Annotated in this window: 13 protein-coding genes; 7 read left to right on the top strand and 6 right to left on the bottom strand. The window is 74.1% G+C overall.

The features are described 5' to 3' along the window. The first annotated feature begins 132 nt into the window (after nt 1–132). The 3 genes from ACN28A_RS02490 (at nt 133) to ACN28A_RS02500 (ending at nt 3229) form a co-directional block, all read left to right on the top strand. Nucleotides 133–1188 (top strand): Gfo/Idh/MocA family protein, encoded by a 1056-nt coding sequence (locus ACN28A_RS02490; RefSeq protein ID WP_421391870.1) that lies wholly within the window; start codon nt 133–135, stop codon nt 1186–1188. Further along, complete coding sequence (locus tag ACN28A_RS02495; RefSeq protein ID WP_421391872.1) at nt 1181–2275, top strand: zinc-dependent alcohol dehydrogenase; 1095 nt, start codon at nt 1181–1183, stop codon at nt 2273–2275. Before ACN28A_RS02490 ends, ACN28A_RS02495 begins: the two co-directional genes overlap by 8 nt. A 303-nt stretch (nt 2276–2578) precedes the next feature. Beyond that, entirely contained in the window at nt 2579–3229 is a 651-nt protein-coding gene (locus ACN28A_RS02500; RefSeq protein ID WP_421391873.1) for a class I SAM-dependent methyltransferase family protein, read from the top strand. Nucleotides 3230–3244: 15 nt separating this feature from the next. On the opposite strand, the gene ACN28A_RS02505 is transcribed toward ACN28A_RS02500, so the two are convergent. After that, the gene (locus ACN28A_RS02505; RefSeq protein ID WP_421391876.1) at nt 3245–4822 is read right to left on the bottom strand and encodes an alpha-L-fucosidase; all 1578 of its coding nucleotides are present in this window, start codon (nt 4820–4822) and stop codon (nt 3245–3247) included. Nucleotides 4823–4917: 95 nt separating this feature from the next. Here ACN28A_RS02505 and ACN28A_RS02510 point away from each other — a divergent pair, with 95 nt between their 5' ends. Beyond that, nucleotides 4918–5523 (top strand): TetR/AcrR family transcriptional regulator, encoded by a 606-nt coding sequence (locus ACN28A_RS02510; RefSeq protein WP_421391879.1) that lies wholly within the window; start codon nt 4918–4920, stop codon nt 5521–5523. 96 nt (nt 5524–5619) lie between these two features. On the opposite strand, the gene ACN28A_RS02515 is transcribed toward ACN28A_RS02510, so the two are convergent. Both ACN28A_RS02515 and gltB read right to left on the bottom strand, forming a co-directional pair. After that, nucleotides 5620–7137, bottom strand: coding sequence for a glutamate synthase subunit beta (locus tag ACN28A_RS02515; RefSeq protein ID WP_421391881.1), 1518 nt, complete (start codon nt 7135–7137; stop codon nt 5620–5622). After that, entirely contained in the window at nt 7130–11785 is a 4656-nt protein-coding gene (gene gltB, locus ACN28A_RS02520; RefSeq protein ID WP_421404090.1) for a glutamate synthase large subunit, read from the bottom strand. Before gltB ends, ACN28A_RS02515 begins: the two co-directional genes overlap by 8 nt. A 308-nt stretch (nt 11786–12093) precedes the next feature. Between gltB and ACN28A_RS02525 the strand changes: the two genes are divergently transcribed. From ACN28A_RS02525 to ACN28A_RS02535, 3 genes are all read left to right on the top strand, one after another. Then, on the top strand, nt 12094–12969 hold the full coding sequence (locus tag ACN28A_RS02525; protein ID WP_421391884.1) for a GNAT family N-acetyltransferase: 876 nt from the start codon (nt 12094–12096) through the stop codon (nt 12967–12969). 178 nt (nt 12970–13147) lie between these two features. Next, nucleotides 13148–15280, top strand: coding sequence for a M14 family zinc carboxypeptidase (locus tag ACN28A_RS02530; RefSeq protein WP_421391887.1), 2133 nt, complete (start codon nt 13148–13150; stop codon nt 15278–15280). A gap of 268 nt (nt 15281–15548) precedes the next feature. Beyond that, nucleotides 15549–16274: a fasciclin domain-containing protein gene (locus tag ACN28A_RS02535; protein ID WP_421391889.1), complete on the top strand. Its 726-nt coding sequence runs from the start codon at nt 15549–15551 to the stop codon at nt 16272–16274. Here ACN28A_RS02535 and ACN28A_RS02540 read toward each other — a convergent pair. The 3 genes from ACN28A_RS02540 to lgt form a co-directional block, all read right to left on the bottom strand. Next, nucleotides 16244–19852, bottom strand: coding sequence for an ATP-binding protein (locus ACN28A_RS02540; protein WP_421391891.1), 3609 nt, complete (start codon nt 19850–19852; stop codon nt 16244–16246). The two genes, ACN28A_RS02535 and ACN28A_RS02540, sit on opposite strands and share 31 nt — an antisense overlap. 230 nt (nt 19853–20082) lie before the next feature. After that, complete coding sequence (locus ACN28A_RS02545) at nt 20083–21288, bottom strand: FAD-dependent oxidoreductase (protein WP_421391892.1); 1206 nt, start codon at nt 21286–21288, stop codon at nt 20083–20085. Nucleotides 21289–21305: 17 nt separating this feature from the next. After that, nucleotides 21306–22640 carry a prolipoprotein diacylglyceryl transferase gene (lgt, locus tag ACN28A_RS02550; RefSeq protein WP_421391895.1) on the bottom strand — a complete coding sequence of 445 codons (1335 nt, stop codon included), beginning with the start codon at nt 22638–22640 and terminating at the stop codon, nt 21306–21308. Nucleotides 22641–22818: the final 178 nt, after the last annotated feature.

The raw sequence follows: 22818 nt of genomic DNA on the forward strand, positions 1-22818 counted from the left end.
ACCGTCACGGTGAACGGTTCGTTTCGCACCATGCCCGGAGGGGCTGTGCAGCGGTTTTCCGGCCCGCCGAGGTTTCCGGCCGGCTCCGGCCGGAGAAGGCGTAGGTCGGGTCGGACAGGGGAGGATCGGGCGATGCGGATCTGCCGGGTGGGGTTGGTCGGCGCGGGCGGTGTCGCGCAGCGGCACGCACGGGTGCTGTCGGGTTTCGACGACGTACAGCTCGTCGGGGTCACCGACGTGCTGCCGGAGGCGGCGACCCGGCTGGCCGGCTCGACGGGGGCTCGGGTCTTCCCCGACGTAGCGGCGCTGCTCTCGGCGGACCTGGACGCGGTCTACGTCTGCGTGCCACCCTTCGCGCACGGCGCCGCCGAGGAGGCGGTACTCGACGCCGGACTGGCCCTCTTCGTGGAGAAGCCGGTCGCGCTCGACCGGGAGACCGCGGTTCGGATCAACCGGCTCGCCGGGCAGCGGGGTGTCGTGACGGCGGTCGGGCACTTCTGGCGCTATCTGCCCTCGGTCGAGCAGGCCCGGCAGCTGCTCGCCGACCGGCCGGTCCGGTTGGCCGCCGGTGCCTGGCTGGACAAGGTGCCGCCGGTCGGCTGGTGGCCGCACCGGGACCGGTCCGGCGGCCCGGTCGTGGAGCAGGCCGCCCACGTCCTCGACCTGGCCCGGCATCTCGTCGGTGAGGTGTCCGAGGTCTGGGCGGTCGGCAACGGCACGCCGCCGGACGTCGCCGGTGCGGACGTGGACGGCGCGACCGCCGCCACGCTGCGGTTCGTGACCGGCGCGGTGGGCACGCTCACCACCACCTGCGCGCTCGGCTGGAAGCACCGGGCCGGCCTGGAGGTGTACGCCGACGGCCTGGCCCTGTCGGTCGGCGAGGACGGCCTGCTGGTCCGGGACGCCGACGGCGAGCACCGGCTCCCCGGCGACCTGGAGCAGGGCCGGACGGCCGTGGACCGGGCCTTCGTGGACGCGGTCCGGGGCATCGGCGACGACGTCCGGGTGCCCTATCCGGAGGCGCTCCGGACCCACCTGCTGGCGCTGGCGGTCGCCGAGTCCGCCGCCACCGGCCAGCCGGTCCGGGTCCCGTCCCCGGAGCCGCAACCAGCGGCGGCGCCGGAACCGGGCCAGCAGTCGGAGCTGGCGCCGGGCCAGCAGTCGGAGCTGGAGCCGGCGCGTGGCTGAGCGGGAGCGCAACCTGGTGGTCACCGGCCCGCACGAGCTGGCGTTCCGCGCGGAGGAGCCGGAGCCGCTCACCGACGGCACGTTCCGGGTCGAGACGCTGTTCAGCGGGATTTCCGCCGGCACCGAGCTGAGCTACGTCAAGGGCACCAACCCGTACCTGTCGGCCGGCTGGGACGGCACGCTCGGGCTCTTCGTCGAGGGCACACCTGGTACGCCGTACCCGGTGACCCGGCTCGGTTACATGGAGGTCGGCCGGGTGGTGCAGAGCCGTACCCCGGCGGTCCCCGAGGGCATACTCGTGGCGATGACCTACGGGCACCGTTCGGCGTACCGGGGCGACCCGCTGCGCGACCGGGTGGTGCCGGTGCCGGAGGAGCTGGATCCGCTGCTCGGGATCTACGTGGCGCACATGGGGCCGATCTGCGCCAACGGTCTGCTGCACGCCGCCGCCGACCTGTACGGCAACGGCGTGCGGGACCTCGGCGACGGGGTGCGGGGCCGCCGGGTGGCGGTGACCGGGGCGGGTGTGGTGGCGCTGCTGACCGCGCTCTTCGCCCGGCGGGCCGGTGCCGCCTCGGTGGTCGTACTCGATCCGACGCCGCAGCGGCGGGCGGTGGCCGAGGCGCTCGGCCTGGAGACGCTCGACCCGACCGCCGACGATCCGGCCGTGGTGTTGAAGACGCGCTGGCGGCACACGGCCGACGACCGGGGTGCCGACGTCGTCTTCCAGTGCCGTGGGCAGGCGTCGGCGCTGCATCTGGCGCTGCGGCTGCTCCGCCCGCAGGGCACCGTCGTCGACCTCGCCTTCTACCAGGGCGGCGCCGACCTGGTGCGGCTCGGTGAGGAGTTCCACCACAACGGACTCTCGCTGCGCTGCGCGCAGATCGGCCGGGTACCCCGCGGGCTGGCCCCCACCTGGGACCGCGACCGCCTGTCGGCGGAGACGATCGCCCTGCTCCGCGACTACGGCGACCTGGTGCGCAAGCATCTCGTCTCGGCGGTGGTCCCGTTCGACGAGGCGCCCGCGCTGCTGACCGAGTTGGCCGACGGCCGCCGCCACGAGGTCCAGGCAGTCCTCGCCGCGTGAGCAGTCCTCGCCGGGTGAGCAGTCCTCGCCGCGTGAGCAGTCCTCGCCGCGTGAGCAGTGCTGCGACGCGGCGACGACGGGCATGGCGACGACCTGTGCCGGTGGAAGGGGCGGGGCGTCGGATCGGCGTACTCCGGGGCCTCCCCGGCCCGGAGGGCAGTGTCTGATGCGCAGACTGTCGAGCTGGGCGCACGAACGGGGCAGCTCGACAGTCTCTGCTCCGGACCGTTCCTCGAAGGTCGGTTACCGGCCTGGTCGCACCGCCACCTACCTTCCGGGCCGTCAGGTCGTTAGCCTGCCGGCATGGCTGTCGACGGGACGAGCGAGCGGGACTGGCACCGTTGGCACGACGACTACACCGACCCGACCTCGCCGCTGAGTCGGCGGTTGGCGACGGTCCAGGCGCGGATCCGGGAGGTTCTCGACGCCGCCGCTCCCGGGCCGGTCCGGGTGGTGAGCGTCTGCGCGGGGCAGGGCCGGGACCTGCTGGACGTGCTGGCCGCGCATCCCCGGCGGGCGGACGTGACCGCACGACTTGTCGAACTGGACCCGCGCAACGCCCGGATCGCCGTCGACGCGGCCCGGGTCGCCGGCCTGTCCGGTGTCGAGGTGGTGGTCGGGGACGCCGCCGCCGTCGACCGGTACGCCGGTCTGGTGCCGGCCGATCTCGTGCTGGTCTGCGGCGTCTTCGGCAACATCACCGACGAGGACGTCCGGCGCACGGTCGGCTACTGCGCCCAGCTCTGCACGACCGGCGGCACGGTGGTGTGGACCCGACACCGTCGGGAGCCGGACCTGGTGCCCCGGATCTGCCAGTGGTTCGCCGCCGAGGGCTTCGAACCGGGCTGGCTCTCCCCGCCGGAGGCCGGCTTCGGGGTGGGCACGCACCGGTTCACGGGTACGCCCCGACCGCTGGACCGGCGCGGCCGGATGTTCACCTTCGTCGACGGCTGAGCGCCCCTCCGCCGGTCAGGTGGGGCTGACCTGGACCGTCGGGAAGGGATCGTCCGGACCGGGCGGCCGGGTGAAGCCGAGCACCGTGTCCGCGCCCTCGGCGGTGAGTGTGACGGTGCTGCCGTCGGCGAGCAGCCGGCCGGCTCCGGAGAGTTGGACTCCGGTGAGCCGGACCCGGTCGGTGCGGACCGGTCCGTCGAGGATGACGTTGACGCTTCCGTCCGGGGCGGCGGTGAAGTGTGCGCCGTCGGTCTCGGCCCGGCTCCAGGGCCGGGTGTCGTAGACCGCCGTGCCGTTGCGGTCGAGCCACCGGCCGAAGCCCTCCAGCCGGCTGAGCTGTTCCGGCGGTATCGTCCCCTCGCCGCCGGCCGGTCCGACGTTCAGCAGCAGGTTTCCGTTCTTGGCCAGGGCGTCGACGAAGTCGGGCAGCAGGGTGCCGGTGAAGGAGGCGTAGTCGTCGTCCGTCTCGTTGCGGTTGTAGCCGTACGAGTTGCCGATGGCCCGGGTCATCTCCCACTTCTTCGCCTGCACGGTGTCGTAGCTGGTGTATTCCGGGGTGGTGAAGTCGCTGTGCGGCACGGCCGGCGGCTTGACGTTGTCGACGAACTCGGGATCGTCGGCGATCGCCCACTTCATCACCTGGTCGAAGCCGGCCCGGCCGAGTCGGGTTCCCATCAGCCAGCGCCACAGCGAGTCGGTCTGCCAGCGGTCGTTGAGCACGCCGTCCGGCACGGTGTTGTAGTAGTCGGCGAAGAGGCTGAACAGCCGTCGCTGCCCGGTCGGCCAGGAGATGTCGTTCCAGAGCAGGTCGGGCCGGTATCTGTTGATCAGTTCCCGGACCTGGGCGTCTGCGTAGTCGGCGTAGCCGTCGCCGTACCGGGCGTAGGTGTAGTCGCCGAGGGTGCGTACGACCTCGCGTTGGAAGGTCCAGTCCACGCCGCCGGAGTAGTAGAGCCCGAAGCGCATGCCGTGGGCGCGTACGGCGGCGGCGAGTTCCCCGACGATGTCACGCTCACTGTGCCAGCCGGGGCGGTGCGGGTTGGTGACCTCGGTCGGCCAGAGCGGGTAGCCGTCGTGGTACTTGGCGACAAGTACGACGTACCGGGCGCCGGAGTCGCGGAACGTGCTGGCCCAGGCCTGCGGGTCCCACCGCTTCAGTCCCTCGTCGAAGGCGGCCTTGAAGTCCTCGTACCGCAGGTCTCCGTAGCTGGCCCGGTGGTGGTCCGCGGTCGGCGTCCCCGGGACCCGCATCGCGTTGTGGTAGTCCTCCGCGTACGGATGCACAAGCATCGCCCGGTCGTAGTCGGTGCGCAGCACGTCGGCGAAGTTGCCGGTCGGGGCGAAGCCCGGCACCGAGAACAGTCCCCAGTGGACGAAAATGCCGAACTTCGCGTCGGAGAACCAGTCGGGCACGGGATGGGCGTTCAGGGATTCCCGGGTCGCCTGGTACGGCCCGTCGGTGGTCATCCGGGCCTTCCGGTCGTCCCGCCAGGCGTAGATCTTGGCCGCGATCGGCGGCGTGGCCGCCAGGACCGCCAGCACGGCCAGCACCACAAGCAGTTTCCGGCGATGTCGGCGGAAGAAGCCTCGCATCGTGCACCTCCCCAGTAGCAATACAAATGTATGGCCAAGCATGGCAGCGCAGTCTGGGGTTTGCAAGTCAACTGTATTGCGCAGAGAATCGAGACATGCCGAGGAAGGTCGATCACGAGCAGCGTCGCCGCCGCATCGCGCAGGCGGTCTGGGCCATCGTCGCGCTACGCGGTCTGGAGGCGGTGAGCCTGCGCGACGTCGCCGCCGAAGCGGGCGTCTCACTCGGCCAGGTGCAGCACTACTTCAAGACCAAGGACCAGGTCCTCCGGTACGCCGGCCAGCGCCTCGTCGAGCTGGCCGGCGAGGAACTCCGGCGAAGTCTCGCGGCCCGCCCGGAGCCGCCGTCCCCACGCGCCACCATCCGGGCCGTGGCCGAGCAGACGGTACCGGCGACACCCGAGCGCCGGGCCGGGGCCGCCGTCTGGTACGCCTTCGTCACCCGCGCCGTCACCGCACCGGAACTCGCCGCTCTGATCGCCGACGCGTGGGCCGGCACGCACGTCCTGATCGGCGACGAGCTGCGCGCGGCGCAGCAGGTGGGCGAGCTGGACGCTCGACTCGACCCGGCCGCGCTGGCCGCCACCCTGCAGACCGTCATCGACGGCCTCGTCCCGCAGGTCCTGGTCGGCTACCGCACCCCCGCCGAGGCCCTTTCCGTGGTCGACCACCACCTCGACCTGCTCTTCGGCCCGGCCCGCTGACCAGACCCGGCCCGCTGACCAGACCCCGCCGGCTGACCAGACCCCGCCGGCTGACCAGACCCCGCCGGCTGGCCGGACCCGGCCGGCGGCGACCGTTCAGCGGCTCGGCACCGCCAGGGGCTGCGCGGACGGCGCCACCGGGGCGGGCAGCTGGCCGGTGCCGCCCAGGTAGCGGTGGATCGCGGCAGCGGCGGCCCGGCCCTCGGCGATCGCCCAGACGATCAGCGAGGCGCCCCGGTGCATGTCACCGGCGACGAAGACCCCCGGCGTGCCGGCGGCCTGCCACTCGGGGTCGGAATCGATCGCGCCGCGCCGGTTGCGGGCTACGCCGAGCTGGTCGAGCAGCGGCTGCTCCTCGGTGCCCTCGAAGCCGATCGCCAGCAGCACCAGGTCGGCCGGCAGCTCGCGTTCGGTGCCCGGCACCGTGGTCAGGAACCGCTGGCCGTCCCGCTTCTCGACGGTCACCTCGGCGATCCGGACCGCGCGTACCTGGCCGGTGCCGTCGTCGACGAACTCCTGGACCGCGACCGCGAAGACCCGCTCGCCGCCCTCCTCGTGCGCCGGGTATTCACGCAGGATCCACGGCCAGGTCGGCCACGGGTCGCGGGCCTCGTCCCGCTCGCGCGGCGGCTGCGGATAGAGGTCGAGCTGGTGCACGCCGGCCGCGCCCTGCCGGTGTGCCACGCCGAGGCAGTCGGCGGCGGTGTCGCCACCGCCGATGATCACCACGTGCTTACCGGCGGCGTCGATCGGCGTCGCCGCTTCCCGGCCGTTCACACTGGACTGACCGTCGGCCGCCGAGGCGACCGCGCGGTTGGCGGCCACCAGGTGCTGCATAGCCTGGTGTACGCCGCGCAGCGCCCGACCCGGCGTCGCCGGGGTGTCCCGGCCGGCGAGTGCGCCGCAGGCGAGCAGCACCGCGTCGTGCTCGGCCCGGAGCTGCTCGGCGGTGACGTCGACCCCGACGTTCACGCCGGTGCGGAACACCACCCCCTCGGCGGTGAGCTGGGCCAGCCGCCGGTCGATGTGCTCCTTCTCCAGCTTGAAGTCCGGGATGCCGTAGCGGAGCAGGCCGCCGACCGCGTCGTCCCGCTCGTAGACCGTCACCGCGTGCCCGGCCCGGACGAGCTGCTGGGCGGCGGCGAGTCCGGCCGGGCCGGAGCCGACCACCGCGACCGAGTGGCCGGACGGCGTCGGCACCTGCTGCGGGGCGACCAGGTCCAGGTCGAAGGCCCGGTTGACGATCTCGACCTCGACCTGCTTGATGGTCACCGGCGCCCCGCCGCCGATCCCGAGCACGCAGGCCGCCTCGCAGGGCGCCGGGCAGAGCCGTCCGGTGAACTCCGGGAAGTTGTTCGTGGCGTGCAGCGACTCGATGGCGGCCGCCCAGTTGCCGGTCCGGACCAGGTCGTTCCAGTCCGGGATGCGGTTGCCCAGCGGGCAGCCGTCGTGGCAGAACGGAATGCCGCAGTCCATGCACCGGGTGGCCTGGTCGCGGATCAGGCCCTCGTCGGCGGAGGGGTACACCTCGCGCCAGTCGGAGATCCGCACCGGCACCGGACGGCGGGCCGGCAGCTTCCGGTCGTGCTTCAGGAATCCACTCGGGTCAGGCACGGGCCACCTCCTGGGACGGGCGCGAGCCGGGAGCGACCGGTCGGGCCGGGGACGCGGGCGGGGCCGGCGACGGGCCGGCCGGCGTGCCGCTGCCGGCGGGCTGGGCGGGTACGGCCGGGCTCGACAGTCCGCCCATCACCGCCTCGTCCACGTCCCGGCCCTCGGCCCGGGCCGCCCGCATGATCTCCATGACCCGCTTGTAGTCCCGGGGCACCACTGCGGTGAACTCCCGCACCGCCTCCGGCCAGCGCTTGAGCAGCCCCTCCGCCACCGACGAGTCGGTCTCGGCGAAGTGCCGCTGCACCAGGTCGTAGAGGGTGACCCGCTCGTCGTCGGTGAGCGGGGCCAGGTCGACCAGTTCCGGGTTGACCCGGCGGGTGTCGAGCTGCCAGACGAAGGCCGTACCGCCGGACATGCCGGCGGCGAAGTTCCGGCCGGTGCCGCCCAGCACCACGACGGTGCCGCCGGTCATGTACTCGCAGCCGTGGTCGCCCACCCCCTCGACCACGGCGACCGCGCCGGAGTTGCGGACCGCGAACCGCTCGCCGACCCGGCCGCGCAGGAACAGTTCGCCGCCGGTGGCGCCGTAAAGGATGGTGTTGCCGGCGATGATCTGGTCCTCGGCCCGGCCGTTCGGACCCGGCGGCGCGTCGAGGCTGCCGGCGAAGGGTGCGCCCGGGTCGGGGCGGACCACGATCCGGCCGCCGGAGAGTCCCTTGCCGACGTAGTCGTTGGCGTCGCCGGCCAGCCGCAGCGTGACGCCGCTGGGCAGGAAGGCGCCGAACGACTGGCCGGCGGTGCCGGTGAGGTCGAACTCGACGGTGTCGGCGGGCAGGCCGGCACCGCCGAACCGCCGGGTGACCGCGCCGCCGAGCATCGCGCCGACGCTGCGGTGCTCGTTGCGTACCGTCACCTGGGCCCGGATCGGGGTGCCGTTGGCCAGCGCCGGCTCGGCCAGGGCGAGCAGTTCGTTGTCCAGCGACCTGTCGAGCCCGTGGTCCTGGGCCCGTACGCCGCGTCGGGCGGCACCGGCCGGCAGCTCGGGTACGTGCAGCACCGGCCGCAGGTCGAGCCCGTGCGCCTTCCAGTGGTCGAGTGCCGGGGCGAAGTCGAGCAGTTCGCTGGCGCCGATCGCCTCCTCCAGGCTGCGGAAGCCCAGCTCGGCCAGGTAGCCGCGGACCTCCTCGGCGAGGAAGAGGAAGAAGTTCTCCACGAACTCGGGGCGGCCGGTGTAGCGCTGCCGGAGCACCGGGTTCTGGGTGGCGATGCCGACCGGGCAGGTGTCCAGGTGGCAGACCCGCATCATCACGCAGCCGGCGACAATCAGCGGTGCGGTCGCGAAGCCGTACTCCTCGGCGCCGAGCAGGGCCGCGACGACGATGTCCCGGCCGGTCTTGAGCTGGCCGTCGACCTGCACGGTGACCCGGTCGCGGAGCCTGTTGAGCAGCAGCGTCTGCTGTGCCTCGGCCAGCCCCAGCTCCCAGGGGGTGCCGGCGTGCTTGAGCGAGTTCATCGGGGAGGCGCCGGTGCCGCCGTCGTGCCCGGAGATCAGGATGACGTCGGCCTTGAGCTTGGCGACGCCGGCCGCGACGGTGCCGACGCCGACCTCGCTGACCAGCTTGACGTGCACCCGGGCGGCCGGGTTGACGCTCTTCAGGTCGTGGACGAGCTGGGCGAGGTCCTCGATCGAGTAGATGTCGTGGTGCGGCGGCGGGGAGATCAGTCCGACGCCCGGGGTGGCGTGCCGGGTGCGGGCGATCCACGGCCAGACCTTGTTGCCGGGCAACTGCCCGCCCTCGCCGGGCTTGGCACCCTGGGCCATCTTGATCTGGATGTCGTCGGCGTTGACGAGATATTCACTTGTCACGCCGAACCGGCCGCTGGCGACCTGCTTGACGGCGGAGCGCCGGGTCGGGTCGTAGAGCCGTTCGACGTCCTCGCCGCCCTCGCCGGTGTTGGACTTGCCGCCGAGGGCGTTCATCGCGACCGCGAGGGTCTCGTGCGCCTCGGCCGAGATGGAGCCGTACGACATGGCGCCGGTGGCGAACCGCTTGACGATCTCGCTGGCCGGCTCGACCTCGTCGATCGGCACCGGCGGCCGGAGGCCGGTGCGCAGCCGGAACAGTCCGCGCAGCGAGCCGGCCTGCTCGGCCAGCGCGTCGACCTTTGCGGTGTACTCCCGGAACACGTCGTACTGCCGGCTCCGGGTGGCGTGCTGGAGCAGGAAGACCGTCTCGGGGTTGAACAGGTGCAGTTCGCCCTCGCGGCGCCACTGGTACTCGCCGCCGACCTCCAGCGGGCGGTGGGTGAGCTGGCCGGTGTTCTCGGCGTACGCCCGCGCGTGCCGGGCGGCGACCTCGGCGTGGATCTCGGTCAGCCCGATCCCGCCGATCTTGCCGGGCGTACCGGCGAAATACCGTTGCACGAGCCGGTTGTCCAGGCCGACCGCCTCGAAGACCTGGGCACCGCAGTACGACGAGACAGTCGAGATGCCCATCTTCGACATGATTTTGAGTACGCCCTTGCCGAGCGCCTTGACGTAGTTCCGGATCGCCTTGGCCGGCTCCACCCCGGTCAGCGCACCGGTGTTGATCAGGTCCTCGACCGACTCGAAGGCCAGATAGGGGTTGACCGCCGCCGCGCCGTACCCGATCAGCAGGGCGGTGTGGTGCACCTCGCGGCAGTCCCCGGACTCCACGATCAGCGCCACCTGGGTGCGGGTCTGCTCCCGCACCAGGTGCTGGTGCACGGCGGCGGTGAGCAGCAGCGACGGGATCGGCGCCAGGTCGGCGGTGGAGTCCCGGTCGGAGAGGACCAGGATGCGTACGCCGTCCTCGATCGCCTCGGAGACGTGCCGGCAGATCTCGGTCAGCCGGGCCTTCAGCCCGGTCGCGCCGTCCCGGATCCGGTAGAGCCCGGAGACCCGGACCGCCTTGAAGCCGGGCAGGTCACCGTCCTCGTCGATGGAGAGGATCTTGGCCAGCTCGTCGTTGTCGATCACCGGGTAGGGGAGCACGACCTGCCGGCAGCTCGCCGCGGTCGGCTCCAGCAGGTTCCCCTCCGGCCCGATGGTCGCCTGGAGGCTGGTCACCAACTCCTCCCGGATGGCGTCCAGCGGCGGGTTGGTGACCTGGGCGAAGAGCTGGTGGAAGTAGTCGTAGAGCAGCCGGGGCCGGGTCGACAGCGGCGAGATCGGCGTGTCGGTGCCCATCGAGCCGACCGGCTCGGCACCGGTCCGGGCCATCGGGCCGAGCAGGATCTTCAGCTCCTCCTCGGTGTAGCCGAAGGTCTGCTGCCGGCGGCGTACCGAGTGGTGGGCGTAGACGATGTGCCGGCGCGGCGGCAGGTCGGCCAGGTCGATCAGGCCGGCGTGCAGCCAGTCGTCGTACGGGTGCTCGGCGGCCAGCTCGGACTTGATCTCGTCGTCCAGCACGATCCGGCCGGCGGCGGTGTCGACCAGGAACATCCGGCCCGGCTGGAGCCGCCCCTTGGCGACCACCGTCGCCGGGTCGAGGTCGAGCACCCCGGCCTCGCTGCCGAGCACCACCAGGCCGTCCGCGGTAAGCCACCAGCGGCCCGGCCGCAGGCCGTTGCGGTCCAGCACGGCGCCGACGAGCGAACCGTCGGTGAAGGCGACCGAGGCGGGGCCGTCCCACGGCTCCATCAGGCTGGCGTGGAAGCGGTAGAAGGAGCGGCGACCCGGGTCCATGTCGGGGTCGTTCTCCCAGGCCTCCGGAATCATCATCAGCACCGCGTGCGGCAGGCTCCGCCCGGCCAGGTGCAGCAGTTCGAGCACCTCGTCGAAGTTGGCCGAGTCGGAGGCGGCCGGGGTGCAGATCGGGAAGAGCCGCTTGATGTTCCCCGGGATCTCCGGGCTGCGCAGCAGCGCCTCCCGGGCCTGCATCCAGTTCTTGTTGCCCCGGATCGTGTTGATCTCGCCGTTGTGTGCGATGAACCGGTAGGGGTGGGCCAGCGGCCAGGACGGGAAGGTGTTCGTGGAGAAACGCGAGTGCACCAGGGCGATCGCGCTTGTCATCCGGGGGTCGGTCAGGTCCGGGAAGAACTCGGGCAGCTGGTCCGGGGTGAGCATCCCCTTGTAGACCATGGTCCGGGCCGACAGCGACGGGAAGTAGGCGGGGACGCCCCGCTCGGCGGTCTCCCGCTCGGCCTGCTTGCGGACACAGAACGCCACCCGGTCCAGGTCGAGGCCGGTCAGCGGGGTGCCCGCCCGGCCGGCCGGCGAGTCGGTGAGCCGGTGCGCGGCCAGGAAGAGCTGCCGGATCACCGGCCGGGCCGCCAGCGCGGTCTCGCCGAGGTCGTCGGCGCGGACGGGCACGTCCCGCCAGCCGAGGATCTCGGCCCCCTCGACCAGGGCGTACTTCTCCAGCACCGTCCGGGCGCGCGCCTCGTCGGCCGGGTCGGTGGGTAGGAAGACCAGGCCGGTGGCGTACTGCCCGGCCGGCGGGAGCGGGAAGTCGACGACCTCGCGGAGGAAGTCGTCCGGCACCTGGAGCATGATCCCGGCGCCGTCCCCGGTGTTCTGCTCGGCGCCCCGGGCACCCCGGTGGTCGAGCCGGCAGAGCGCGGCGAGACCGTTCGCGACGACCTCGTGGGAGCGCCGCCCGTGCAGGTCCGCGACGAAGGCCACCCCGCAGGCGTCCCGCTCCGCGGCCGGGTCGTAGAGCCCCTGCGGCTCCGGCGTCCGGGCGGCCGCGGCGGCGCGCTCGGGGACCCGGCCGGGGAGGTGTCCCGGGCCGGTCGACGCGGAGTCGGCACCCGCCGACGAGGAGAGGTGCGGTTCCTGGGGGTACGGAAAGGCCACCGGGGCTCCTGTCGTCACTCACGTTCAATCATTAGGTCGGGACGACGTCGGCCCTGCTGGGTCTCTCGAGTCTACGTTAGGGGCCGGCGGGGTCCACCAGGGGCGAACCGATCACGGGCAGCGGAATTGATCACATGACCCGGATCCCGTACGTGTACGCTCCCCCGGTGGCATCTGTACGAGACGAGCCGTTTGACCGGTTGGAACGCTTTTACGATGCGGTGCCGCGTGACGGGGCACACACGGAGGATTTCGGGGGGCTGGTGCTGTTCGTCCGCGATGGCGCGGGATGGCCATTCTACGCCCGACCGAGGCTGGACGCCACGGAGCCGCCGTCGGCCGCCGACGTGACAGCCGTCCGGCAGCGGCAGCGTGATCTCGGGCTCCCCGAGGCGTTCGAGTGGGTACACGAGAACCATCCGGAACTGCTCGCGGTGGCCCGGTCGGCGGGGTTGGCGGTGCTGGAGGCACCGCTGATGGTCCTGGACCCGGCCGAACTGCCCCCGCCCGAGCGGTTCGCGGGCACGCCGGTCCGGATCCTCGACCCGGCGGCGTCGACGTTCGCCGAGGACGTGGCGGCCCGGCGTGCCGTCGCCGCCGTCGGCTTCGCCACGCCCGGCACCGAGGTCGGCGCCGCCGGACCGGCCGCCCGGGACACCGCCCTGGTCGAGCTGCCGCTGGACTCGCTCGACGAGGAGCGCACCCGGACAGCCGCCGGCCGCCGGCTCTCCGCGCTCGTCGAACAGCCCGGCCAGGGTGCGGTGGCCAGCGGCATGGCGCTGCGGGTCGACGACGTCGCCGAGATCGCCGGCATCGCCACGCTGCCCGCCGCGCGCCGCCGGGGGCTCGGTGCCGCCGTCACCGCCGCACTCGCCCGCCGGCTGCTCGACGAGGGTACGAACCTGGTCTTCCTCTCCGCCGGCAGCGAGGAGATCGCCCGGGTCTACCTGCGGGTCGGCTTCCGCCGGATCGGCACCGCCTGCATCGCCGAACCCGCCCCGGTGGGCTGAGCCGACGGTTCCACGGACTCCGCAGGCCGAGCTACGGTTCGCGGACTCCACAGGAGACGGCGGCCGGGGGACGGCCGAGGATACTCAAGACATCCTCAAGATCATTGCATCGTCGCACGTCGCAGGATCATGATGACCCGCAGTGCTGTCCCCCGACTCCTCCCCCCTCGGAGTTCACATGCGAACGACGAAACCGACAGCGGTACTACTGTCCACATTGCTCGCAGTCACCCTCGGCGCCGGCACCGCCCCCGCGGTGGCGTTCGGCCAGCCGGCGGCACCGGGCAGCCTGGCGGCGGAGCCCAACCAGGTCACCGGGCTGCGCGTCAGCCAGGCCGACGGGTACGCCACGCTCGCCTGGACCCCGGTGGCCGGGGCCACCGACTACCAGATCGAACGCACCCCGGTCGACGCCTCCGACACCGCCACCGGGCCAGGGGTGGTGGTCGGCATCTGGCGCCCCAACCGCCAGGTCGACAACACCTCGCCCACCTTCGCCGACGCCGGCTTCGACCCCGGCCAGCGCTTCCGGTGGCGGGTACGTGCCCGGATCGACACCGCCGAGCAGCCGTACTCGGCACCGGTGACCGGCAGCACCCTGGCGCCCTGGGGCGACCCGGCGGTACCCGGGCAGAACCTGCGCACCCAGTGGGAGACCACCAAGGCCGCGCAGTACACCAGCGACGTCGACGAGTACGCCTACACGGCCGAGATCGACCGGCTCAGTGACCGGGTCCGGGTGGTGGAGATCGGCCGTACCGTGCAGGACCGGCCGATCAACATGTTCGTGATCGGCCACCCCGCACCGCCGGCCACCCCGGCGGCGGTCGCCGCGACCTCGCCACTGGCGATCAACTGCAACGTGCACGGCAACGAGCCCGGCGACCGGGAAGCCTGCCTGGTGCTGGCCCGCAAGCTGGCCTTCGGCACCGACGCCCGGACGGTCGACCTGCTCAGCCACACCACCGTGCTGATCGTGCCGACGATCAACGGCGACGGCCGGGCCGCCAACACCCGGGGCAACTCCACCGGCCAGGACCTCAACCGCGACTACTCGCTGATCCGCCAGCCGGAGACCACGGCGTACGTGGAGATGCTCCGCGACTACCGGCCGGTGGCCGGCTACGACGGGCACGAGTACGGCAACTCGCAGGCCGGTGACCTGCCGATGCTGCCGCCCCGGCACCAGAACGTGGCGAAGCAGATCTTCGACGAGTCACTGGACATGATCGAGGGTCACATGTACGTCCAGGGCGCCCGGGACGGCTGGTGGGCCTGCCCGTACGGCTGCCAGGGCGGCAGCGGCGTCGGGCTGAGCGAGGAGACCATCCTGCGCAACACGCTCGGGCTGAAGAACACCGTCAACTCGCTGCTGGAACTGCGCAGCTCCGGCGGGCAGACCCGGCCGGACGAGGGGAACTCGGCGAACAACCGGCGCCGCAAGACGTACTCGGCGCTCTGGACGTTCAGCCAGTTCCTCGACTACCACCGGGCCAACCTGCCGGCGATCACGAAGGCGCGCGGCGAGGCGATCGGGTTCCAGGCGTCCAACACCGGCCGGCTGGTCTTCCGGGGCTCCCGGCCGATCCCGCTGCACCCGGCACCGCACCCGGGCGAGGCCGGCCCGCGTGACGACCTTCCGGTACCGGAGATGATCCTCGACGACGCGCCGTGCGCGTACAAGCTGACCGAGGAGCAGTACAACGGGGCGCGTACCGACGGTCCGGACGGGGTCGGCGCCACAGTGGCGCAGCGGATCGCCGCACACGGCTGGAAGGTCGTCAAGGGCACCGACGGGTACTACGTGCCGCTCGCCCAACCGGAACGCGGCCTGATCCCGCTGCTCCTGGACGAGCAGGGCGCCGAGGAGTGGGTGGCCGGGAGCCGGGTCCACCCGACCCGCACCGGCCGGCACAACGGGCCGCTCACCGTCTCCGGCTTCGCCTGCCTCGAAGACGCGACGGTGAACGGACCGGTCACCGTCCTGCCCGGCGCCATCCTGGTCGCCACCGGTACGACGATCAGCGGTCCGGTCAACGCGGCCGGCGCCGCCGGGATCTTCCTCGGCGACAGCACCGTCCGGGGTCCGGTCTCGGTCGCCGGCACCACCGGAGCGATCTCGCTGATCGGCAACACCGTCTCCGGCCCGGTCTCGATGGCGGTGAACAACACCGGCAGCGGCCCGGCGCTGATCGCCGGCAACTCGGTGCACGGCCCACTGAGCTGCGCGGTCAACAGCCCGGCACCGACGAACATCGAGGTGGCGAACTCGGTGCGCGGCCCGAGGTCGGGCCAGTGCGCGGCGCTGTGACCCCGCGCGGGTAACGGACGACCACGCACCGACCGCCGTAACCGGTGGGCCGGGCCGCCGACGCCCGGCCCACCGGTACGGCAGAGCCGTCCGTCGCTTCCGTTGCACGTTCCTCGTCGTCGTGGAGGTCGTCGTGTCCGAGCCGTCCCGGGCGTCAGTGCCCGTCGGGACGTCAGTGCCCGTCGAGACGTCAGTGCCCGTCGAGACGTCAGTGCCCGTCGAGACGTCAGTGCCCGTCGGGACGTCCGGGACGGCGTCCGCGCGCTTCGTGGCGTCCGTCTCGTCGTCCCGGCCGTCGATCGGGCCCGCCGGGCGTACCCGGGACGGCCGGCGGCAATTCCGGGCCGCGCTGCTGGTCGCGACCGCGTTGCTGGCGGCGGCCGCTGCCGGCTGCACCGGCGACCCGGCGGACCGGCCGGACGCGGCGGACCGGCCCGGGACGCCGGCCGCCGGCCCCGGCGGTGCGGCCGGTTCCGGAGTGACCGGTCCGCTCTGCTCGGCACTGCCCACCGGCAGCGATCCGGGAAACCCGGCCGCCCTGGCCGACCAGCCCGGCGACGTGGCGTTGCAGTGGATCCCGGTGCTGACCCGGTTCGAGGCGGCGGTACGCGCCGCCGGCCTCTCGGCCGACTTGCGCGCACCGGGCGGGGTGACCGTGCTGGCCCCCACCGACGACGCGTTCGCGAGGAAGTTCTCCGAGGAGGACCTCGACGACCTGATGATCCACCGCCGGGACGAGCTGCGGGATCTCGTCCGGGCGCACCTGGTGGCCGGCGTGCACCCGCTGGCCGACCTGGTCACCGCCGGCACGCTGCGCACCCTCGACGGCAGCACCCTGCCGGTCGGCACCGCCGGCTCGATGGCCCGGATCGGCGAGCAGGTGCGGAGCGTCTGCGCCGACTACCGGGTCGCGGGCGGCCGGATCCACATCGTCGACGGGGTACTCGGCAAGCTGCCCACCACCTACGACCCGAACGCCGACTCCGGCCACTGACCCGCCCGCCGCCGGCCCGGCCCGCGGTCCCCGGCCAGGACGGCGTCCAGCGACGCCTCCCGCCCGTACCGGTAGGCCGGGGCGAACCCACCGCCGTGCCCGGACAGGTGTGCCGGGAGGTCCAGCTGGGCGCGCAGGGCCCGCCCGGTCGCCTCGGTGTCGGCCCGTTCGCAGGCCGGCACCGGTGCACCGATCTCCGCCCGGATCCGGTCGGCGGCGCCGAGCAGCCGGGCTCCGCGTACCGGGTCGCCGTCCTGCCGGGCCACCTCGGCGAGCGCCTCCAGCACACTTGCGGTACGCCACCGGTCGCCGACCTGCCGGTGAGCGGCCAGGCTGAGCCGCAGGTGCCGGCCTGCCCGGCCGGTACGCCCGCCGCGCAGTTCGACCAGCCCGCGCAGGTTGTGTGCCCAGCCGACCCCCTCCGGGAAGCCGGTCGCGGAGTACCGCCGCAGTGCCACGTCCAGCAGGGCCGACGCCCGGTCGATGTCGCCCCGGTACAGCGCGACCGCGCCGAGGTTCGTCAGTGCGCTCGCCGCCGCCAGCCGGTCGCCCAGCCGCTCGTGCCGGCGCAGGCTCGCCCACAGCCGCGCGTCGGCCCGGTCCAGGTCACCGGCGAGCCAGGCGGTGAAGCCACGCAGCTCGGTGACCTGCGCCTCGGCCCACTCGTCTGCGCAGTCGGCGAAGATGGCTCCGGCGGTGGCCAGCTGGGCGGCGGACTCGGCGTACCGGGCCTGTTCCCGGGCGACCGAGCCGAGGATCTGTGCCAGCTGCGCCTCGGCTCGGCGGTCTCCGGTGGCCCGGCAGGCGGCGCGGGCCAGCTCGGCGTGCCGGGTCGCGGCCGGATAGTCACAGGCCAGCATCGCCAGCATGGCGGCGCCGATCCCGGCCCGGCAGCGCAGCGCGGCCGGTGCGTCGGGATGCCGGGCCAGCGCCGTGGCGAGCCAGGCGTGGCCCTCCCGGTAGTTCCCCGCCAGCCGGCAGTACATCGCGAGGGCGGCGGCCAGCCGCAGGTCACCGTGTGCCGGTCCGGCCGCGCCCGCCTCGGCCAGCCAGGTCATCGCGGACCGCAGGTTCGGCTCCTCGGCACGCAGCCGGGCCAACCAGCGGTCCCGGGCGGCGCCGCGCAGCCGGGCGTCGGCGTGCTGGGCCAGCTGCAGGCAGTACCTGGCGAGTGCCTGCCGGGCGGCCACCTCGGCGCCGGAGCCGACCAGCCGGTCCAGCGCGTACCGCCGGACCGGCTCCAGCATCCGGTAACGCGGCTGCCCGCCCTCCCCGGGGCCGGCTGCCCCGGCATGCGTGACGTCGCCCGGTCCGGACTTCCCAGCGGGCGTGACGTCGCCCGACCCGGACTTCCCGGCGGGCCCGCTCTGTCCCGGCCCGGACGTCCCGGCGTGCGTGACGTCGCCCGGCCCGGACACCCCGGCATGCGTGACGTCGCCCGACCCGGACTTTCCGGCGGGCCCGCTCTGTCCCGGCCCGGACGTCCCGGCGTGCGGGGCGGGGCCGGACGGCAGCGGTTCCACCAGGGACGCCTCGACCAGCGCGGTCAGGGCGGCCGGCGCGGACGGGCCGCCGATCGAGCGGGCCGCCTCGGCGTCGAACCCGCCCGTGAAGATCGCGAGCCGGTCGAAGAGCCGACGGGCGTCGGTGTCCAGCAGGCAGAGGCTGGACTCCACCGCGGCGGCGACACTCCGGTGCCGGTCGGCCGGTCTCGGGTCCGGGCTGCGCAGCAGCCGTACGCCGGTCCGCAGCCGCCCGACGATCTCGGGCACCGTCAGCATCGGGGTACGCGCCGCGGCCAGCTCGATCGCCAGCGGCAGCCCGTCCAGTTCGGCACAGAGCCGGACGACCGCCTCGGCGCTGGCCTCCGGAACGGGTCGGCCGGCGCAGTCCCGGGCCCGTTCGAGGAAGAGCCGGGTGGCCGGATGGGCGGCCAGTGCCGCGAGGCTGTGCCCGGCACCCACCTCGGGTACGCCGAGCGCCGGCACCCGGATCAACGACTCGACGCCCAGCCGCAGCGCGATCCGGCTGGTCGCCAGCACCCGCAGCCCCGGACAGCGGGACAGCAGCCGGTCGACCAGCTCCGCGCAGCCGCTGACCAGGTGTTCGCAGTTGTCCAGCACCAGCAGTGCCCGATCCGGCCCGAGGTCGGCGGCGAGCGTCTCGACCACGTCCCGCCCCACGTCCGGTACGCCGAGTGCGGCGGCGACCGCCTGCGGTACCCGTACCGGGCTCTCCACCGCCGTCAGGTCGACGAACCAGACCGGCCGGTCGGTGACCGCCCCGGCGGCCGCGACCGCCAGCCGGGTCTTGCCGGCCCCGCCCGTCCCGGTGAGTGTGACCAGGCGGTGCCGGTCCAGCCGCTCGGCGACGACGTGCAGGAGTGCGTCCCGGCCGAGCAGGGCGGTGAGCGGGACCGGCAGCCTGGCAGCCGGACGTTCCCGGTGCGTCGACGGGTCGACGGGGACCTCCGGGCCGGACACCGCCGCCGGCCCCGTCGCCCAGTCCTCGGGCAGCTCACCGGCGCGCACCGCCGCCGCCAGTACGCAGACCCGGCCGGCCGGTTCGACGCCGAGCTGTTCCCGGAAGACGTGCTGGGCCCGTTGGTGCACCTCCGCGGCGGCCCGGCGCCCCTGGTGCAGGTACGCCGCGACGAGCAGCAGTTCCCACAACCGCGCCCGCAGCGGATGTGTCGCCACCGCGCGGTCCAGTTCGGCGACCGCCGCCCGCGCCACCCGGGCGGCCGTCGCCCCGGCGGCCACCACGGTGCGGTCCGCGACCGGACCGCCGGCGGCGTTGTGTGCCGCCACGGCGAGCCGCATTGCACACTCCCAGCGCTGTTCGAAGGCGTCGACCCGGGCCTGGCGCAGCCGCGCCAGCTCGGCGGCGGCCCACCCGGACGGACAGAGCCGGTACGGGTCGCCGGCCGCGCCGCCGCCCGGTGCCGCCCCGACGGACCGGTCCGGTGCCGCGGACGGACCGGGCAGGCTGGTCTCGCCGGTACCGGTACCGGTACCGGCAAGACCAGCACCACCGACACCAGCACCGGCACCGGGGCCAGCACCGGCACCGAGATCAGCGCCGGCACTCCGGTCAATCCGCCGCCCGGCGGACGGGGCCGGCAGCGGCTCGGGCCAGACGGCCAGGGCGGCCCGGAACAGCCGGGCGGCGGCGCGCAGCTCACCGGCCGCCATCCGCTGCCGGGCCCGGTCGGCCAGCCGGCTGAACCGGCTCGCGTCGATCCGGCCGCTCGGCATCCGGAGCAGGTAGCCGGTCGGTCGGACCTCCAGGGTTCCGGGCGATCCGCAGCCGGTCAGCGCCGCCGCCAGCAGGGTCGCCGCCCGGTGCAGCGGACGGGCGCCGGTCCGGGCCAGCCCCTCCCGGCCGACCAGGGCGGCGAGCAGCTCCGCGTCCGGGACGGCCTCGTTGGGGCGCAGCGCCAGCAGCCCGAGCAGCGCTCCGGCGCCGTCCGGCAGCGCGACCGGCCCCCGAGGCCCGATCAGGCGTACCGGCCCGAGCAGCCGTACCTCGCCCGGGGTGGCGTGCCGCCGCTCCGAACCGACCTGTTGATCAGGCACGCTGTGCCGCAACTGGGAGCCCTCACCTTCGCTCCCGGGTAGTGTGCGTGACCCGTGCGGGTGCGGGGCATCCCCCCGACCGGTCGGTTGCCCGACAAAGCGGTGGGTCCGGCGGGATCCGCTCGGGCAGCAGTCCGCTTCGATTCGGATACCGACCGGTCACCCGGCGGCCGACGACCCGACCACTCCGGTGGCCGACGACCCGACCACTTCGGCGACCGACGGCCCGCCTACTCCGGTGGCCGCCACTGGGCCGCGACGGTCGCCGCGCTGCCCAGCAGCCGGGGCGTGATCGTGCCGAGCGCGGCGTCCCGGGCCCGCAGGGCCAGCCGTCCCCGGGCCTGCAACACCGCCGACATCCGCCTGGTCTGCCGGACCACGGTGACCGTCCGGGGACGGCGCAGCCGGTGGTACGACTCGACCGCCTCGCGCAGCGCCGGGCCGGGGATCGCCTCCCGGACCACCGAACGCAGTGTCGCGGCGTCCTCCAGGGCGAGACAGGCGCCCTGACCCAGGTGGTGCGGCATCGCGTGCGCGGCATCGCCGAGCAGCACCACCCCGCCGGTACCGGACGGGAAGCCGTAGGCCCGGGGCAGCGGGCGCAGCTCGCGTACCTCCTGCTGCACCAGGTCCTCCGGCTCGGTGGCGGCGAGCAGGTCGCCGATCGGCGCCGGCCAGTTCGCGAACCAGCGCCGGAGCAGGGCGAGCTGGGTGGCCGGCGACTCGGGGCGGGAGGCGCCGGCCGCGGTCGCCACCCAGTAGATGCCGCCCCGGGTGGAGCCGCCGGAGGCGCCCCGGTCGCCGAGCGAGGCGGCGACGAACCGGTAACCGGCGCCGAGCGTCTCGCCGTCCACCGGGCGGTCGGGCGGAAGCTGCGGCGCCCGGTACCAGGGGATCACCGCCCGCCACGCCGCGCAGCCGGAGCTGACCACGGTGGCCTCCGGGGCGAGCCGGCGGCGTACCGCGCTGTCGATCCCGTCGGCGGCGACGACGAGGTCGGCCTCGTAGTTGCCGCGCCCGTCGCCGACCGCGGGCCGGTCGCCGTCGGCGTCACCGATCCGGACCGTCCGGACCTCGATGCCGGTCCGGATCTCCACCCGGTCGCCGAGGCCGGCGACGAGCGCGTCGTGCAGGTCCTCCCGGTGTACGACCACCGGCGCGCGCTCGCCGAGCCCGGGGCGGGGCTGCACCAGCCAGTGCCCGTCGGGGCGCCGGACCCCGACGTCGGGCAACCGGGTGGCGATCGCGGCCAGCCCCTCGCCGAGGCCGAGTGCGCGCAGTGCGCGTATCCCGTTGGGCCAGAGGACCAGGGCGGTGCGCTCGGCGCGTATCCGGTCGGCCTGTTCCAGCAGGGTCACCTGCCATCCGGACCGGGCCAGCGCACCGGCGGTCGCCAGTCCGCCGATCCCGGCGCCCACCACCACGGCCGTACGCATCGGCCCGGCTCCCCCGCTCAACGGTCCCGGTCGGCGGTCCCCGGCGCGGCCCCGGCGTCGGCCGGCTCGCCGTCCCGGGTCTCGGCCGGCTTTCCGGCGGCTGTCGACCTCCCGGCGGCGGCTGTCGGCCTCCCAGCCGGCGCACCGTCCTCGGCGAGTTCGCCGTCCACGCCGGCGCCCTCCTGGCCGTCGCTGTCGCCGTGGCGGCCGTCGGCGTCGCCTTCGCCGTCGTCGTCGCCTTCGCCGCTGTCGGCGCCGGAGTCGGCGGCGGCGGAGTCGGCGTCGGCCCGGGTCGGTGCGGTCGGGTCCTCGGCCGGCGGCACCTCGCCGGTCTCCTGGAAGCGCCGGAACTGCTCCTCGGTCACCACCCGGTACGCCGTCGGCACGCCGACCGCGGCCGGCTCCCGGGAGACGTCGACCCGGGAGACGTCGACCTGGGAGACGTCGCTGGTGACGGCGTCGGCCGCGGCCAGCGGTGCGGGCGCGCCACCGACCGGGACCAGGAACTCCTGCGGACCCCGGACCCGGACGAAGTAGACGAGCGCGCCGAGGAAGACCAGAACCGCGGTCCAGACGTTGAGCCGGGCGCCGAGGATCTCGGTCGCCTCGTCGGTGCGCATCATCTCGATCCAGAACCGGCCGGCGGTGTAGCCCATCACGTAGAGCGCGAATGCCCGGCCCCGGCCGAGCTTGAGCCGCCGGTCGAGGAAGAGGACCAGGCCGGCGACGCCGACGTTCCAGAGCGCCTCGTAGAGGAAGGTCGGGTGGAAGAGCCCGGGTTCGAGCACCGGGTTGCCGCTGTCGTCGAGCAGGGCGTGCCCCGGGTTGGCCGGGTCCATCCGGTGGATCTCCAGGCCCCAGGGCAGCGTCGTCGGCCCGCCGAACAGCTCGTTGTTGAACCAGTTGCCGATCCGGCCGACGGCCTGGGCCAGCGGCATGCCCGGGGCGAGCGCGTCGGCCACCATGGTCAGCGGCAGGCCGAGCTGCCGGGCGGCCAGCCAGGCGCCGACCGCGCCGCCCGCGACGGCGCCCCAGATGCCGAGCCCGCCCTCCCAGATGTAGAGGGCCCGGATCGGCTCGCCATCGGCGCCGAAGTAGGAGCCGGGCGAGGTGATCACGTGGTAGATCCGGGCACCGACGATGCCGAACGGAACCGCCCAGACGGCGATGTCCAGCACCGCCCAGGGCGCGGCGCCCCGGCGGCGCAGCCGCAGCTCGGTCACCGCGCAGGCGACCACGATTCCGAGCACGATGCAGAGCGCGTAGGCCCGGACCGGCACCGGCCCGAGCTGCCACACGGCGGTGGCGGGACTCGGCAGGGCCGCCTGAGGAGAGAGCGAGGCGAGGGTCACGGGTGCACAGGCTACCGTCGCACCCCCTGCCTGCGGCACCCCGGTCCGGTTGCTGCCTTCCGGCGAAGCCCGCCTGTTTCGTCCCGATACGGCCCACGCTTGCCTGCTCGCCTGTTTGCGCCGGTCGTAGGCAGGACCGACAGACGAGCGAGGCCCGAGCGCGGCAGCGAAGGCGGGG

Origin of the sequence: Plantactinospora sp. WMMB782, assembly GCF_049179135.1 — a bacterium.
Taxonomy (GTDB): Bacteria; Actinomycetota; Actinomycetes; order Mycobacteriales; family Micromonosporaceae; genus Plantactinospora.

Coding starts and splice junctions, on each gene's coding strand:
- ACN28A_RS02490 (WP_421391870.1), top strand. CDS start 133: ATGCGGATCTGCCGGGTGGGGTTGGTCGGCGCGGGCGGTGTCGCGCAG.
- ACN28A_RS02500 (WP_421391873.1), top strand. CDS start 2,579: ATGGCTGTCGACGGGACGAGCGAGCGGGACTGGCACCGTTGGCACGAC.
- ACN28A_RS02505 (WP_421391876.1), bottom strand. CDS start 4,822: ATGCGAGGCTTCTTCCGCCGACATCGCCGGAAACTGCTTGTGGTGCTG.
- ACN28A_RS02510 (WP_421391879.1), top strand. CDS start 4,918: ATGCCGAGGAAGGTCGATCACGAGCAGCGTCGCCGCCGCATCGCGCAG.
- ACN28A_RS02525 (WP_421391884.1), top strand. CDS start 12,094: ATGACCCGGATCCCGTACGTGTACGCTCCCCCGGTGGCATCTGTACGA.
- ACN28A_RS02530 (WP_421391887.1), top strand. CDS start 13,148: ATGCGAACGACGAAACCGACAGCGGTACTACTGTCCACATTGCTCGCA.
- ACN28A_RS02545 (WP_421391892.1), bottom strand. CDS start 21,288: ATGCGTACGGCCGTGGTGGTGGGCGCCGGGATCGGCGGACTGGCGACC.